Here is a 16,175-nt window from a genome sequence, read left to right as displayed (position 1 = left end):
CATAGGCTACAAACAGCCTTATTTTGTAAAATCAGTATGACTGTCCATGCACAATATGGGTTAAATCCAAAATGATTTCATCGGAAGTAAGATCTGGAAGGAGCAGCAAACTATTGAATTTGATTTCGATCAAGTCTGAGGACTTCCTGGGGATAAAACTCAATTATTGGCAAATTGTGCTGGTCAGAACCGTTCTCTGAGCCTGTGGTCCGGTAGCGAACTAATATTCTAATTATTGCGTTAAAAAGAGGTCCGGTTTTTGCAGGTTTCCGGTAAATTAAATGAGATGAGTCGAGCCATACCTTTAGTAGACCTTAGTCAATTCTTGGGGGACAATCCTTCGGAAAGGGATAGTTTTGTGCAGGAATTGGGGAATTCCTTCAAGCACATTGGTTTTGTTGGCATTAAAAATCATGGGGTGGATCCTCAACTGGTGAAGGAATTTTATGCAGAGGCGGAAAGGTTTTTCTCTTTACCCACTGAGATAAAAAAGAAATATGAAATTCCCGGATTGGCCGGACAAAGAGGATACACCTCCTTTGGAAAAGAGCATGCCAAGCATTCTAATGTAGCAGATCTGAAAGAATTTTTTCAAATTGGTCAGACTGTGGAACAAGACGATCCCCTAAAATCCGAATATCCCGACAATGTTAAAACTGAGGATACCCCTCAATTTGCGGTTTTGGGAGACCGGCTTTACCGGTCATTTGAGCAAGCAGGAGCCCATTTACTCAGGGCTATTGCGATTTATCTGGGTCTGGAAGAAAATTATTTTGCGGCAAAGATCAATAAGGGTAACAGTATACTCAGGGCAATACATTATCCGCCCATTTTACAGGAACCTGCATCAGCGATCAGGGCAGAGCAACACGAAGACATTAACCTGATCACCCTCCTGGTGGGCGCTTCTGCTGGGGGATTGCAGGTATTAAATTTACAGGGAGCGTGGTTGGAGGTCATTCCCGGGGAGAATGAGATCGTAGTAAATGTTGGGGATATGTTACAAAGACTGACCAACAATGTTTTGATTTCAACAACGCACAGGGTGGTTAATCCTCCGAGGCATCTGTGGCATGTTCCTCGACTTTCTATTCCATTTTTCCTGCATCCAAGGAGTGAAATGGATCTCTCCTGCCTGCCGTCTTGTGTGAGTCCTGATAACCCTTGCCATTATGATCCGATCACGGCAGGAGCCTATTTGGATGAACGCTTAAAGGAAATTGGATTAAAGAAGTAGTATCTTTGACTTTTAAATTAATAGTTATGACATTTTTATTTTTAGGAAATTTGGGTGGATGGGAAATGGTGGCGGTCGTTTTCGTGGTATTGCTTTTGTTTGGAGGTAAGAAAATACCAGAACTCATGAGGGGCCTAGGAGCCGGCATCAGAGAGTTTAACAATGCCAAAAACTCCATAAACAACGAGATCAGGGAAGGAATGCGTGAAGCAGAACGCAAAAACATTCCGGACAATAACAACACCAACCAATAATTCTTAGCTGGAATTTTTATGAAGATTAGACATCTGTTGACGCTGATCATGGCTTGCTATGCCTTTTCTATATCAGCCCAAAAAATAGGACACCTCAATACCAAAATCTTGTTGGATAGTTTGAGTGAATCCAAAAAAATAGCCGAACAATTAGCCACGTATGAGAAATCTCTTTCCGCAACCGGGGAGCAGATGGTAACCAAATTTCAGGAAGGACTAAAAATCTATCGCGAACAAATGCAAGGAGGAAACCTTACGCCTGTGAAGCAAAAGGAAATGGAAAGTAACCTGGAAGTGGAACAGAATGCCATAGGCAAATATCAGCAAAGTGCTCAGGAGTCACTCACCAAGCGCAGGGATGAATTATTAGCCCCACTCTTGAAAAGGATCAACGATGTCATCAATGAAATTGCTAAATCCGAGGGCTTCGTATTCATTTTTGACAGTGTGCAGGGCTTTCTTTTTGCAGATCAGTCCAAGGATATTTTTTCCATGGTGTACAAGAAACTGGAAGAACCTAAAATGAAATAAGATTATTTCTCTTTCATTTTGGTTTGATCCTGATATATTTTCTTCCTCCGGTGATTTAATTTAATTACAAAGTATTTTGAGCCTTAGGTAAATTATAGGCTTAATGGGTTATTTTTGGACCTTAAATTTAAGTCCGGTCCATGAATTTAAGTTTTTTACGTAGAATCACCAATTCAGGTAATGTAATAACTGAAATTGATGGACTTAGGTTTTTAGCCATTGCAATGGTAGTGTTTTTTCATTTGGATGGTTTTCTCTTTTCAGAGCTGAGATTTGATTATAAAGACGATAAGGAGTCTTATGGGTGGCTTCATGAGTTTTTTTTACGAGGTTATTTTGGGGTAGAAATATTTTTTGTAATCAGTGCCTTTATTCTTGCTTTGCCTTTTGCAAAGTATTATCTTGGAGAAGGGAAAAAAGTGTCTATTGGATCCTATTTCTACAGAAGACTTACCAGGCTTGAACCGCCATACATTATTAGTCTTCTGCTTATCGTGTGGTTTCAGGTCTCTGTTCTTGAGAAAAAGACTTTTGAAGAATTTTGTCCCAGTTTTTATTATTCCTTGTTTTATGGGCATAATTTTTTTCACACCAGAGATGTACAACCATTGGTGAACAATGTGACCTGGAGTCTTGAAATTGAAATTCAGTTTTACATTCTTGCACCCATTTTGTTTTATATTTTCTTTAAAAAATTTACCAACAGAAAAGTGATGTTGATACTGATCACATTATTTTTTTCCATTTTGACTAAATTCATTAAACCTGATTTTTTTAGTCTTTATGAATATTTTCATTTTTTCTCCTTGGGTATACTGGTCGCACTTTGTTATGCGGAAAAAATAAAAATATCCTTCATCGATGAATGGAATACCCATTGGCGACCTGATTTGGTCACGCTTGTAGCTTTTTTACTGATGATGATTACCGACATTACTTATTTAAATGACATTCATCCTTTTACTAAAATACTCTTAAGCACAGCACAATTGTTTTTCCTCTTCGTATTGTTCTATAACGTCTTGATGCAGGAAGGTTATAAGTTCGTTTTTTCAAACATTAACATCAGTGTAATGGGTGGAATGTGTTATTCCATTTATTTGTTGCATAATCAAATTACCATGGGGCTGGGTTCAGAACTCACCAGACGGAATTATTTCAACTATTTTATTTTGGATTATTGTTGGTTGGGTTTGTTGCTCTTTATTTACATACTCATGATTTCATTTATTTTTTATCTGGTCCTGGAGCGCCCATGTATGGACAAGAACTGGCCGGTGAAACTTTGGAAATTTATTCAAACTCCGTTTTTAAGGCTTAAGCCATCCGGATCGCCGGAATGAATTTGACTTTTTCCAAATCAGAATGTGTTATTTTTGTTTTTATTAAATCGAACTCATGCAGGAAGCTTATATCGTTGCCTACACCAGGTCTGCCGTTGCAAAAGCGAAGAAAGGTGGATTCAGATTTTTACGTTCAGATGATCTGGCTGTGATGGTCATTCAGGATTTACTTAAGAAAGTGCCGCAACTAGACCATACATTGGTGGATGATTTAATTGTAGGCTGCGCCAATCCTGAAGGTGAACAGGGGCTGCAGATCGGCAGGCAAATCTCGCTTAGGGCATTGGGAGAAAAGGTTCCCGGTATGACGGTCAATCGATATTGTGCTTCCGGTCTGGAGACCATTGCGATTGCCACCGCAAAAATCCGTGCCGGCATGGGCGAATGCTTCATTGCAGGCGGAGTGGAAAACATGAGCCAGATACCTATGGAAGGATATAAACTGGCCCTCAATTATGAAGTGGCAGACAAACATCCGGACTACATCATTGGAATGGGACTCACAGCAGAAGCTGTGGCAAAAAAATACAACATCAGTAGAGAGGCTCAGGATGAATTTGCTTTGCGATCACATCAATTGTCCTCTTTAGCACGTGAAAGAGGTTTCTTTGCGGAAGAAATTACGCCGGTAAGTTTGACTGAAATTTCCGTGAAGGATAATAAGCGCACCGAAACCAATTTTATAGTAAAGGAAGATGAAGGCATCCGTAAAGAAACTACTCTGGAGGCTTTGTCGGCTTTGAAACCTGTGTTTGCCAACCACGGCACCGTTACAGCCGGCAACGCTTCACAAACCAGTGATGGTGCGGGATTTGTATTGGTGATGAGCGAGCGGATGATGAACTCATTAGGTTTACAACCGGTCGGCAGGATCATAGCTTGCAGTGTTGCCGGTGTGGATCCATTGTACATGGGAATCGGACCTTGCGCAGCCATTCCAAAAGCATTGCTTGCTGCCGGAAAAAGTTTAGCTGAAATTTCATTGATCGAATTAAATGAAGCTTTTGCATCCCAATCCCTTGCCGTAATCCGGGAAGCAGGTTTGGATCCTTCCATTGTCAATGTAAATGGCGGGGCAATAGCGCTAGGACACCCACTGGGATGCAGCGGTGCAAGACTGACCATGACCTTGCTGCATGAGCTTAAATCAAGGAAGCAGTCATTTGGAATCGTTACAGCCTGTGTAGGAGGAGGGCAGGGAATAGCTGCGGTGATCGAATCCTTTTAAGGACTCACACATCCAATATCTAATTTTTAATTTCCTTGCGCCGGACTACGAAACTTGCCTTTGTAAAGCACAGATTTCGGTAGGCAATTTTCCATTGGCAAGGGCTTAAGGACGATTGGTTTGGATTGTACCCCATCATATTTTTACTACCTGATTTCCAATTGTCGCAGAAACCCACATTTGGTCCACCGCAATCCGAAAAACAGGGATTTATTTTACACTCCTTTGCAATGTCAATGTCCACATCTTTGCATTCGTTTCCGCAATAGAAAGAATGACAAAGCCCCATGACATGACCCAATTCATGGCACAGCAAACTGGCAAACGACCACCAGCCAAATCTACCTCCATTCGCTGCATTGTCATAGGCATCCTGCAGTACGATTTCATTGCAGAAATTCATTCCACAGGCATAACCATTTAATTTAAAATCTTTGGGTTGGCCATAATCTTCAATCACAATGTTGAGTACATCCTCATTGTACATTGATTTATTCATTCGTCTACTGGTCCAATACCAAATGCCGCCGTTGCTGTCCAGTGGATTTGAAGGATCCGAATAAATTTTTAATCGGATGCGACTGTTGCCAACAAATGAATTTTTACTGGTCCCACTTTCTTCAAGATTTTCAAGAATTGAATTGGCATGGTTGATTAATCTGTGTGCCCACACATTTCCATTGACTGGTTTTTCATCTTCTTTTTTCCCTCGATAAAACATTCCATTTCTGGAGTCGATGTAATGTACATTTACGCGAATGATAAATTCAGGTAAATGTGCGGTGTCCAATTGCTCTATTTTGTCAAGTAAAGCAAGACTGTCATTGAGAATCAAAGTACTTTGATCTGTGGGCGGACATTTTGATTTTTTGCAAAACCAGGCACAGGAGGAACAAGTCAGGATGCCTAGAATGCAAAACAAAATTATTTTATTCATACGTGCAAAAGTACTCAGTATGCGGGATGTTTTTCGGGTAGTTTAGTACGATTTTTTGATTGCATCAACTTTGAGAAATCCGTTTCTGAAAAGTTTCATTTTTTTTGGGGATTTAATAAGTATGCTTATAATTTGAACATTGAGGCAGATATCATCTACTTTGTATTCCATTTTTTAAACAGTGCTTTGCATTATAGGATTAATTTTTTTTTTTCAAAACACACACTGTTGGATATATTTTGATAGGGTCCATAATTTGGAATTATTTTATAACCTTTCTTTTCATAAAGTCGGATCGCTTCCGGTTGATTTTTTCCGGTTTCCAAAACACATCTGGAATAACCAAGCATTGCAGTTTGATTTTCCAGTTCATTCAAAATATTGCCCGCAATTCCACTTCTACGGTTTTCCGGACGCACATACATTCTTTTTACTTCCAGGCAGTCACCAGAGAATTCCTTTAAGGCCCCGCAGCCAACGGCCTTATTTTGATGATAGGCGATGGTGACAAAAATGATTTTATCCAGCTTATTGTGCGGTGCATAAAACGAGTGTTCTTCACCATCCCGGATTTTTAGTTCAGCATCTAATTCTTTTACAAGTTCGAGGAAGTCTACATGGTCGGCAGAGGTGTGAACAAGTGTAGTCATCGAATGATTATTGCTTTTCCGAAATTAAGATTATTAAATTTTTATTGGTCAAACTTGTGATGTCCAAGAAAGAAAAAACCAAGAAAATTCTTTGGGTAAAACGATTTATCAAAAGATAAATTGGAATTACCCGGGCGAATATTTTTCTATTTTTTTATGGGACTTTAGGTATTCCGGTAACGCTGCAGAACCATACCAATGGAAAAGCTCGGCTTCCAAAAGTTTCTGCTCCACGGCAGGGTCTGTTTGCAACAATTCCTGAGCTTCTTCCAAGGATGTGACATTTAAAATAAAAATCCCTCGGTAGGATCGTTCATTTTTACCAAGCGGACCGGCGACGATTAGCTTTCCGGAATCAGCCAGCCGTCCAATATTTTTCAGGTGTAATTTGAACAGGCTGTCTCTGGTGACTTTGTCTGCCAGATTGTTGCTACCGGTTTTCAGCATGACCAGAATATATTTTTTCATGCCAAAGTCATCCCCTCCAAGTGTTTTTGCAAGTGTTGAATCAAAGTTAGGATTTATGTTTTGTCCATAACTGGAGGGATTGGCAATTAATAAAGAAATGCCCATCAAAAGTGTTTTAAATACAAAGGATTTATTGAGTTTCATGCAGAGAACACGTTTTAAAAAATTCAATATTCATCAATCATGATAATTTTATGAAATAAATAGTAGAATAAAATTAAAAGTAACGATGAATCAATGGCCAGGCCATGGAGTAAAATTAACAGGATTCCTGAACATCGGATTTAAAAAATTACTTTTTGTTTTAGAAAAGCCGACAAGAGGTGAGAGGCCTCGAAAAGGGATTTAAGAAATGCAGAAAATTAATTAAGCTGAAGCCAAATGCAGTTTTCTATTTTTAAAAATCAAAAGTATTTTAAAAATCTAAGGAGTTCTTCCTGATCTGGAAGGTCTGCATTCAGTGGTTGATATTGAATGCTCGGATTCGAAATGGTTTCTTTTCGCAAAGCTGCATGAATTCTTGAACATCCGGTGGATTCTATAATTTCTAGGACATTGGTACTGCGAATGCCTCCTCCGGGCATCACGCATATTTTGTTTTCAGCAAGATCAATTAGTTTTTTTAATTGAGGAATTCCCAGACTTGCATTGGCGGCGCCTCCTGAAGTAAGCACTCTGTCCCATTGAAAATCAATCAAGGTGTTCAGACCCTTCATTGGATCCGTCAGCTCATCAAAGGCTTTATGAAAGCAAAGATTCAATCCACATGACACTGTCATTATATCTTCCAGGAAAGGCTCGTCTATAAGACCTTCAGCAGTCAGCCCGCCCACCACAAATGCATCCACGCCCAAATCCACATATTTTCTTACATCGTCCAGCATGATCCTTTTTTCTGAGGGAGAATAAACAAAATCACCTGGTCGGGTACGGATTAAAATTGCCAGTTCGCCGGAGAATTTTTCTCTGGCAAATCGAACCAATCCCATAGAAGGGGTAACGCCACCGCAATGCAGATCGGTACAAAGTTCTATGGCCTTGAGCTGATGAACAGCGGCCAATTCAACCGCCTGTACACTTGCGGTACAAAGTTCAAAAACAGGTTTAAGATCTTTATTTTCCGGCAAGATATCTGGATTCTACTTCTTCCCAGTTGACCACATTGAAAAAGCCCTGTACATAGTCAGGTCGTCTGTTTTGGTAATGCAGGTAGTAGGCATGTTCCCAGACATCAAGCGCAAGTACCGGAACACCACCACAGCCTGTATTGGGCATCAGGGGATTGTCCTGATTTGGGGTAGAGCAAATTTCCAACTTTCCTCCGGGATGCACGCAAAGCCAGGCCCATCCGGAACCAAATCTTGTAATGGCTGCCTGGGTAAATTTTTCTTTGAAGGTTTCGAAGCTGCCAAAGTTGGCATCGATGGCATCTGCCACTACGCCTCTTGGAGAACCGCCACCTCTTGGGGACATCATGTTCCAGAACAGATTATGGTTATAAAATCCCCCACCATTGTTGCGAACAGGCATGTTGCTCATGTCCAGGTTTTTAAGGATTTCTTCAATGGACATTTGCTCCAATGGAGTATCCTTTATGGCATTGTTGAGATTATTGGTATATGCAGCATGGTGCTTTCCATGGTGTATTTCCATGGTTCTGGCATCTATATGAGGTTCGAGGGATTGCGGTGGATAAGGCAAATCAGCGAGGACAAAAGACATAGGATATTATTTTATTGGTGAACAATGCATCTACAACAAAAGCGAAAGCTTTTAGTTGAAAGAAATGAACCCTTGAAGATATCTAAAATTTGCGATAAGTGTCAATAAAATGACAGTTTCTCATAGTGGATGAAGTGAATAGAAATAATTTTAAGTCACTTTCCAAGCATGAGATTCCATTCAAAGGCGAGATGGGTAAGTGCTATTTTATACTGCTTCATTTTTTTAAAATGCGCTATTCGACCAGAGTTCATAGGGCAATTGTGAAGTTTTATTTTTTTTATTGGTTTTAGGTGGGAATGAGAAGTCTAGGGTTTAGTTAGTTTAGTCTTATGATTTTGATAAATTACCTAAAAATATATAAAACTGAGCTATATCAATCGCCAATACTAAATCGTGTCATCGGCTCATTTAAAACTAATGTTTTCTTTATAAATTCTTTAAATATATTAAAATTAACATATGTGTATAATGCACAATATGAACGTTAATTTTATACAAATACACTCATTTAAGCGCCTGAATGCTTAACTTTGCGGGCTATTTTAAAGCTCTATTTGACCAACAGAGCTTAAAATGCATAAACCAATCCGGGAAATACATGAAATTCCTACACATCATCAGTCTGTCAAGTCTGCTTTTACTGCTGTTTTCCTGTGGTAAAAAGGAAGCAATGAATCTATCCACACCGGATTCTGCAGCATCCATGGCCAATGTAGATGGTTTATTCACCTTGCTGAAACCTGAAGAGACCGGAGTAAGTTTCTCCAATGATTTGGTGGAAGATGAACATTACAATTGTGTATTTTTTGAATCCATCTACAATGGTGCCGGATGTGCGGTTCTGGATGTAAACAATGACGATCTGCTTGATTTGTTTTTTGTTTCCAATCAAGGCAAAGACAAATTGTACCTGAATAAGGGAAATTTTAAGTTTGAGGACATCAGTGCCTCTGCCGGAATTGAAGGAGGGGCCGAATGGTCCGCCGGTGTTACCATAGCAGATGTCAACGCAGATGGATATGATGACATTTACATTTCCTGCCACCTTAAGGAAGACCCTGAGCTTCGAAGAAATAAACTCTACGTCAACCAAAAAAATCTGAGTTTCAAGGAGGAGGCAAAGGCTTACGGGCTGGACGATTCGGGCTATTCCATACATGCAGCCTTTTTTGATTATGATGTGGACGGAGATCTCGACGTCCTGGTGATCAATCAGCCGATGGTCATCAATGAATACCAAAAAACGCGATGTCCCGATGGACAATCAATACAGCTCACACCTGTACCAGAATACCGGAAACAATCACTTCACAGACATCACGAAGGAAGCCGGCCTTTTAAACATTGCATTTACGCTCAGTACAGCGATTGGAGATATTTCAAATGACGGGTATCCGGACATTTACATGGCCAATGATTATGATTTTCCGGACAATCTGTACATCAATATGCAGAACGGTACTTTCCGCGATTTGGCCAAGCTTGGCTTGCAACACATGAGCCAATTCAGCATGGGATCAGATGTGGCCGATTTCAACAATGACGGATGGCTGGATGTGGTAACGGCCGACATGGTGGCGGAAGATCATTACCGCAACAAAACCAATATGGCCAGTATGAATCCTAAGCGATTCTGGCAGATGGTAAAAGACGGAAATCATTATCAGTACATGTTCAATGCACTGCAATTAAGCAACGGAAATGGGTCTTTTAGCGAGATCGCTCAATTGGCGGGTGTTTCCAAAACCGATTGGAGCTGGACCGCTTTTTTCAGCGATTTTGACAACGATGCAGAGAAGGATCTTTTTATATCCAATGGCTATCTCAGGGATATCCGCAATAAAGATTTTAGTAAAAAATTCCTGTCTTATCATGACAGTTTGAATAATCCAAAACTAAAACCTCTGATTCGAACCAAGGTACTAGATCTGATTGGACAGGCACCTTCGGTAAAAATTCAGAATTACATGTACCGCAATGAAGGCAATCTTCAATTTGGAAATGTGACCCGCAGTTGGGGGATGGATCAGGTTGGTTTTTCTCAGGGAGCATCCTATGCAGATCTCGACAATGATGGGGATCTGGATCTCATCATGAATAATATGAACGATCCGGCCTTTATTTATAAAAACAATGCTGAAAAGTTCGATGACAGACATTATTTACGGATAAAACTGGAAGGAAATGGTCAGAATCTGAAAAGTTTTGGAGCACGAGCCGTAATTTATACGCAGGGAAAAATGCAATTGGCTGAACTCACCAATGTAAGGGGATACATGTCTACCAGTGAGCCGGTCCTGCATTTTGGCCTGGCGCAAAACACCCTGATAGATAGTCTTCTCATCAGGTGGCCTTCAGGAGCCACCATCAAAAAATACAAGGTCAAGGTTGATCAGCTGCTGGTATTCAAAGAAAAAGAGGCTGAATTACGTTCTAAAGTAGCCCTGGGTCCTGAATCCAAAGCTCCATTTACCGTGGAAGTCACGGATCAGTTGACAAAAGACATTCGTCACACCGAGAATGATTACGATGATTACAGGCGAGAGATACTCATTCCCCACAAACTGTCCAGCCTGGGGCCTGCGCTGGCGGTGGCAGATGTAAATGGAGATGGGAATGAAGATTTTTATCTTGGAGGTTCAGTAGGGTCCGGTGGAAAATTATTGGTTGCCAATCAGCGGGCATTGTTTGATCAGGTTCCAGGAACTCCGATGGAAAAAAATAAAAGTTGCGATGAAGTCGCCGCTGTATTTTTTGATGCTGAGGGAGATGGCGATCAGGATTTGCTGGTGGCGGGAGGAGGCAATGAATTTCCTGATCAGTCTGCTGCCTACCAGACGCACCTGTACCTCAACCAGGGTGCCGGTCAATTTACAGATGCTACAGACAGGTTACCGGCTCTGCGCAAGAGTATAGGAGCCGTCGCTGTGTTTGATCTGGATGCAGATAAGGATATGGATTTGTTTTTGGGAGCAAGATTGGTTCCAGGGAAGTATGGTAAACTACTGGGTAGCCATGTGCTGTTGAATGAAGGCGGCAGATTTAAGGAAGTAACCTCAACGGTATGTCCTGAAATGGCCGGAGAATTTGGTAATGTTAGCGCTGCTGTGGCAGCCGATTTTAATAAAGATGGCGCGATGGATTTGGCCCTTGCAGGCGAATGGATGTCGGTAAAAATATTACTCAATGTCAATGGCAAATTGCAGGATCAATCTGAAAAATGGGGATTAAAAAATACAGGTGGTTGGTGGAATGTTTTGTCTGTTTCGGACATTGACCAGGATGGAGATGCAGATTTATTAGCCGGAAATCTTGGTTGGAATACCAAGTTCAAAGCTTCTGTGGACAAGCCATTTTTGCTTATTTGGGAGATTTTGATAAAAATGGAAGTTGGGATACTTATTTGGGATCTTACGATAAAGATGGAAAAGTTTATCCGGTACGGGGCAGGCAATGCAGCAGTGAGCAGATGCCATTCATTGCAGAGAAATATAAGAATTATGAGTCCTTTGCCGTAGAACCCATAGAAAAAGTATTGGATGGGAAGTTGGACCAGGTGCAGATCCGAAAAGTGGAAATGTTTGAAAGTGGTGTATTTATCAACGAAGGAGGCAAATTTAGTTTCAGGGCATTTCCGGCAGAAGTACAAATTGCGCCTGTGAATGATTTTGTTTTGTATGATTTTAACAAAGACGGCATTCAGGACATTGCCTACGGCGGAAACTATCACGACCGTGAGGTAGAGACCACAAGAAGTGATGCAGGAATAGGGGGTATTATGTTGGTCCAAAAGGGGGAGAATTAAAGTTTGTTCACCCCATGCAATCAGGATTTTTCCTGAATAAGGATGTACGCAAAATGAAGTTGTTAAAATTTAAAGGGGCTGATGTGATATTGACGGCGAATAATAATGAATTACTACAATCTAATTTTATTGTCAAATAGAATAATATTTACCATGAATAATTTTATTAAAATCAATTTTTTCAACAGTATCATTTATAAATTGGGGCGACCATTATTATCCATTTTATCTATACCTATTTTTTTATGTTTGAGTTTAAACACATCATGTAATTCCAAGCAAGATGTTGCATCCAAATCCGATGCTTCTAATTTAGACAGTCTGATGGTTCCTACCCCTCCGGGTGTTTATGAACCAATTGGTTTAAGAAAATTAAATGTTGCAGAAATGGCCGAATTACCCAAAAAACCTGGATTTTCATTTAGCAATTTTGTTTGGAAAGACCATAAAGGGAACGTTGTTGATACCAATTATTTTCGCACAGGAGAGGTGTTAAAATTTGTGCAGTTTTATCTTGGCGAAGATGGATCTCCAAAAGAAGCGGTAGTTTCAGAAATGACACCAGAAGCAGAGGCTGTGTTAAGAAAATATTTTACTAAAACGGAATAAAGATTCTGAGATTATTTATTTACTTAAGTAGAATAAAAGTTAATTATGCATTTAATAAATTCTTGTCGAATCCAATTGCTTGTTTTGATTTTTTTGATGGTGGCCTGTAAAAAGGAAACTAAGGAATTTGATGGAAAATTGTATACTTTTATTGAATCTAAACAATCAGGAATCGATTTTAACAACACAATTAAGGAGACCCCAACAGAACATCTTTATACATTTAATTACATCTACAATGGAGCGGGTGTAGCGATTGCAGATTTTGACAACGATGGATGGCAGGATATTTATTTTACTGGGAATCAAGTACCCGATAGGATATATAAAAATTTAAAAAATTTTAAGTTCGAAGATGTTTCTGGACGTTCTGGGATACAGAATTTTAAAGGATGGCACAATGGGGTTTCAACAGTTGACATCAATTGTGATGGTTTGATGGATCTTTATATTTGCAGGGGGATTTCATAATACTCCTGAGAACAAGAATTTACTTTTGATCAATAAGGGTTCATTTGTTTTTGAAGACCAAGCTGAAAAGTATGGATTAGCAGACAATGGTTATTCTATAACTTCAACTTTTTTTGATTATGATAATGATGGTGATCTTGATTTGTACGTTGATAATAGACCTGAAAAGTGGGGTATTTTTGAGGATGAGATAGTGAGTAAGAAAAAGGCAATGTTGAATGGTACAGCATTTGATCCATTGGTATCTGACAAGTTGTTTAGAAATAATGGAGATTTGACTTTTACTGATGTCAGTTATGAAGCAGGATTTATTCCAAATTATGGCTATGGTTTAGGTGCGGTTGCAGGTGATTTAAATAAAGACGGTTATCAGGATTTATATATTGCCAATGATTTTACTGAAAACGACTATTTGTATATTAATTATGGAAATGGTACTTTTAAGGAGATGATTAAATCACTTACCAATCATGTTCCTTTTTATTCCATGGGGGTTGATTTTGGGGATATTAACAATGATGGGTTTGAAGAAATACTAAATGTAGAAATGCGTCCGGATGATTACAAAAGATCAAAGACAACAATGCCTGCAATGCAACCAGAATTTTTCGCAAAACTAAAGGCATTGGGATTTCAGGATCAATATATGCACAATGCTTTACAATATAATTTTGGCAACGGTTTTTTTACCGATATTAGTCAATTGGCAGGTGTAGATAAAACAGACTGGTCTTGGGCGGCATTAATTAACGATTTGGACAATGATGGATTTAAAGATATTTATATCACCAATGGTTATCGAAGAGATGTTTATGATCGTGATACTAATAAGGAGATTGCAGATTACTTAAAGAAAAACAACAATGTAGTTAAAAGTACCGAAGAGGTATTGGGTAAATTGCCATCCGTTAAACTAGCCAACTACATTTATAAAAATCAGAAAGATCTTACTTTTAAAAAAATGATTAAAACATGGGGAGTGGATCAACCAAGTTTTTCCAACGGTGCAGCATTTTGCGACTTGGATAATGATGGAGATTTGGATCTGGTGGTGAATAATGTGGATGACCCTGCCTTTTTATATCAGAATAATATCAACCAGACGCAGAATTATCTGAGAGTTAAATGCATTGGAGATCCAAAAAACACTTTTGGTTTAGGGGCAAAAGTCAGTATTTTTTATGGTGATCAACAACAATATGTACAAATTAAAACTTCTAGAGGATATTTATCGTCTAGTGAACCAATTGCACATTTTGGTTTAGGAAATATTCAGAAGATAGACAGGTTGTTAGTGGAGTGGCCTGACTACACTACAGTAGAGGAATTTAATATTCCAGTAAATAAACTTATGGAAATAGTTTATCAAACTGGCCAAAAGCTAGCCACAGAAGTGCCACAATACAATCCGGTATTTGCTGAAAGTACAGGAGAATTTATTTCCCCAAATTTTATCCATAGAGAAAATCTATTTGATGATTATCAAAAACAGGTTCTGCTTCCACATTCATTAAGTAAATTGGGTCCATTTATTTCTGTGGCTGATGTTGATGGAGATGATAGAGAAGATTTTTATATTGGTGGAGCTCACGGTCAACCAGGGCAACTTTATACCCAGGATGCCTCAGGGCATTTTATTGCAAAGGTTGTTCCCATTTTTGAAAAGGATAAGGATTATGAAGATATGCAAAGTATTTTCTTTGACGCTGATGGAGACAAAGATTTGGATTTGTATGTAGTGAGTGGCGGTACAGAGTTTGTGGAAGGCCATCCAATATATCAGGACAGATTATATCTCAACGATGGACATGCAAATTTTACTAAAGATATTTCACGATTACCATTAATTTCTTCAAGCGGCTCTTGTGTGGTTTCTTGTGATTTTGATAGAGATGGAGATATTGATTTATTCAGAGGTGGACGCACCATTCCAGATAAATATCCATATCCACCAAGAAGTTATTTCTTAGAAAATACCGGTAGTGGGAGATTTAAGGATGTTACAGAGGATAAAGCCGTTGAGCTAAAAGAAATTGGGATGGTAAGTTCGGCAGTCTGGGAAGATGTTAATGGAGATAATTTAAAGGATTTAGTAATTGTTGGTGAGTGGATGCCGGTTACGATTTTTGAGAATCAAAAAAATAAATTGATTAAAGCGGACCCTAAGAAATATGGATTGGAGCAAACTACCGGGTGGTGGAATAAAATTATATCAACTGATTTTGATAGTGATGGGGATATTGATTTTGTATTGGGAAATCTTGGATTAAATTATAAATTTCATGCTAGTCCTGAAAAACCCTTTATGGTTTATTGTGATGATTATGACAACAGTGGAACCTATGATATTGTGTTAGCAAAATACAATGGAGAAGATATTGTTCCAGTGCGTGGAAAGCAGTGCTCTTCAGAACAAGTCCCTGATATTGAGAAAAAATTTGCAAATTATTCTTCTTTTTCTGAAGCCAATGTTAAGCAAATATATGGAGAGGGATTGGATAAGGGACTTAAGTATGAAGCGACTATGTTTCAGAGTGTGATATTAAAAAATGAAGGTGGAAAATTTCAAATCATATTCCTCCCCAATCTGGCCCAATTTTCAACTATACAGGCAATTGTATCAGAAGATTTTAATTTGGACGGTTATAAAGATTTAATGATTGGGGGAAATCTTTTTAATGCTGAAATTGAAACCACGAGAGCTGATGCATCGGTTGGATTATTATTTTTAGGAGATAGAAACAATTTAGTTTCTAGAGCCTTAGGTCCTCAAGAATCTGGTTTTTTTATTCCTTTTGATGTAAAAGATTTAAAAGCAATTAAGGTTAATAATAAGCCCTGTATACTGGTTGGAATCAATAATAATGCAGCTTTGTTTTTTAAAAATTTGAAATAATTTGTAACTGGCAAGTACTTT

16 protein-coding genes and 2 pseudogenes are annotated in these 16,175 nt (G+C 39.0%); 13 read left to right on the top strand and 5 right to left on the bottom strand.

From position 1 onward, the window contains the following. Nucleotides 1-286 precede the first annotated feature (286 nt). From IPJ83_15985 to IPJ83_15965, 5 genes are all read left to right on the top strand, one after another. Entirely contained in the window at nucleotides 287-1,237 is a 951-nt protein-coding gene (locus tag IPJ83_15985) for an isopenicillin N synthase family oxygenase (GenBank protein ID MBK7882037.1), read from the top strand. Nucleotides 1,238-1,263: 26 nt separating this feature from the next. Further along, the gene (locus tag IPJ83_15980; GenBank protein MBK7882036.1) at nucleotides 1,264-1,491 is read left to right on the top strand and encodes a twin-arginine translocase TatA/TatE family subunit; all 228 of its coding nucleotides are present in this window, start codon (nucleotides 1,264-1,266) and stop codon (nucleotides 1,489-1,491) included. A gap of 18 nt (nucleotides 1,492-1,509) precedes the next feature. Continuing rightward, entirely contained in the window at nucleotides 1,510-2,022 is a 513-nt protein-coding gene (locus IPJ83_15975) for an OmpH family outer membrane protein (protein ID MBK7882035.1), read from the top strand. 140 nt (nucleotides 2,023-2,162) lie between these two features. Next, entirely contained in the window at nucleotides 2,163-3,365 is a 1,203-nt protein-coding gene (locus IPJ83_15970; GenBank protein ID MBK7882034.1) for an acyltransferase, read from the top strand. Between the two features lie 55 nt (nucleotides 3,366-3,420). Continuing rightward, complete coding sequence (locus tag IPJ83_15965; protein ID MBK7882033.1) at nucleotides 3,421-4,593, top strand: thiolase family protein; 1,173 nt, start codon at nucleotides 3,421-3,423, stop codon at nucleotides 4,591-4,593. Nucleotides 4,594-4,612: 19 nt separating this feature from the next. On the opposite strand, the gene IPJ83_15960 is transcribed toward IPJ83_15965, so the two are convergent. The 5 genes from IPJ83_15960 to IPJ83_15940 form a co-directional block, all read right to left on the bottom strand. Then, entirely contained in the window at nucleotides 4,613-5,530 is a 918-nt protein-coding gene (locus IPJ83_15960; GenBank protein ID MBK7882032.1) for a hypothetical protein, read from the bottom strand. 191 nt (nucleotides 5,531-5,721) lie between these two features. Then, nucleotides 5,722-6,180, bottom strand: a complete 459-nt coding sequence (locus IPJ83_15955) for a GNAT family N-acetyltransferase (protein ID MBK7882031.1) — start codon at nucleotides 6,178-6,180, stop codon at nucleotides 5,722-5,724. 126 nt (nucleotides 6,181-6,306) lie between these two features. Then, the gene (locus IPJ83_15950) at nucleotides 6,307-6,792 is read right to left on the bottom strand and encodes a hypothetical protein (GenBank protein ID MBK7882030.1); all 486 of its coding nucleotides are present in this window, start codon (nucleotides 6,790-6,792) and stop codon (nucleotides 6,307-6,309) included. Nucleotides 6,793-7,052: 260 nt separating this feature from the next. Beyond that, nucleotides 7,053-7,775 carry a copper homeostasis protein CutC gene (locus IPJ83_15945; GenBank protein ID MBK7882029.1) on the bottom strand — a complete coding sequence of 241 codons (723 nt, stop codon included), beginning with the start codon at nucleotides 7,773-7,775 and terminating at the stop codon, nucleotides 7,053-7,055. After that, nucleotides 7,762-8,370, bottom strand: coding sequence for a superoxide dismutase (locus tag IPJ83_15940; GenBank protein MBK7882028.1), 609 nt, complete (start codon nucleotides 8,368-8,370; stop codon nucleotides 7,762-7,764). Before IPJ83_15940 ends, IPJ83_15945 begins: the two co-directional genes overlap by 14 nt. A gap of 601 nt (nucleotides 8,371-8,971) precedes the next feature. Between IPJ83_15940 and IPJ83_15935 the strand changes: the two genes are divergently transcribed. From IPJ83_15935 to IPJ83_15900, 8 genes and pseudogenes are all read left to right on the top strand, one after another. Further along, nucleotides 8,972-9,760, top strand: coding sequence for a VCBS repeat-containing protein (locus IPJ83_15935; GenBank protein ID MBK7882027.1), 789 nt, complete (start codon nucleotides 8,972-8,974; stop codon nucleotides 9,758-9,760). Between the two features lie 61 nt (nucleotides 9,761-9,821). Next, nucleotides 9,822-10,466: pseudogene (locus tag IPJ83_15930) on the top strand (VCBS repeat-containing protein). 618 nt (nucleotides 10,467-11,084) lie between these two features. Beyond that, a pseudogene (locus IPJ83_15925) lies at nucleotides 11,085-11,339 on the top strand (VCBS repeat-containing protein). Then, entirely contained in the window at nucleotides 11,328-11,891 is a 564-nt protein-coding gene (locus IPJ83_15920) for a VCBS repeat-containing protein (protein ID MBK7882026.1), read from the top strand. The pseudogene IPJ83_15925 and the gene IPJ83_15920 overlap by 12 nt, the downstream one beginning before the upstream one ends. Next, the gene (locus tag IPJ83_15915; protein ID MBK7882025.1) at nucleotides 11,843-12,178 is read left to right on the top strand and encodes a hypothetical protein; all 336 of its coding nucleotides are present in this window, start codon (nucleotides 11,843-11,845) and stop codon (nucleotides 12,176-12,178) included. Before IPJ83_15920 ends, IPJ83_15915 begins: the two co-directional genes overlap by 49 nt. Before the next feature lie 153 nt (nucleotides 12,179-12,331). Further along, nucleotides 12,332-12,787, top strand: a complete 456-nt coding sequence (locus IPJ83_15910; GenBank protein MBK7882024.1) for a hypothetical protein — start codon at nucleotides 12,332-12,334, stop codon at nucleotides 12,785-12,787. A 45-nt stretch (nucleotides 12,788-12,832) separates the two neighbouring features. Continuing rightward, on the top strand, nucleotides 12,833-13,258 hold the full coding sequence (locus tag IPJ83_15905) for a VCBS repeat-containing protein (GenBank protein MBK7882023.1): 426 nt from the start codon (nucleotides 12,833-12,835) through the stop codon (nucleotides 13,256-13,258). A gap of 25 nt (nucleotides 13,259-13,283) precedes the next feature. Further along, entirely contained in the window at nucleotides 13,284-16,154 is a 2,871-nt protein-coding gene (locus tag IPJ83_15900) for a VCBS repeat-containing protein (GenBank protein ID MBK7882022.1), read from the top strand. The last annotated feature ends 21 nt before the right edge of the window (nucleotides 16,155-16,175 follow it).

The organism is Candidatus Vicinibacter proximus (genome assembly GCA_016713905.1).
GTDB lineage: Bacteria > Bacteroidota > Bacteroidia > Chitinophagales > Saprospiraceae > Vicinibacter > Vicinibacter proximus.
Note: the sequence above shows the minus strand (reverse complement) of the source record. Positions and strands in the feature narration are given on the sequence as shown.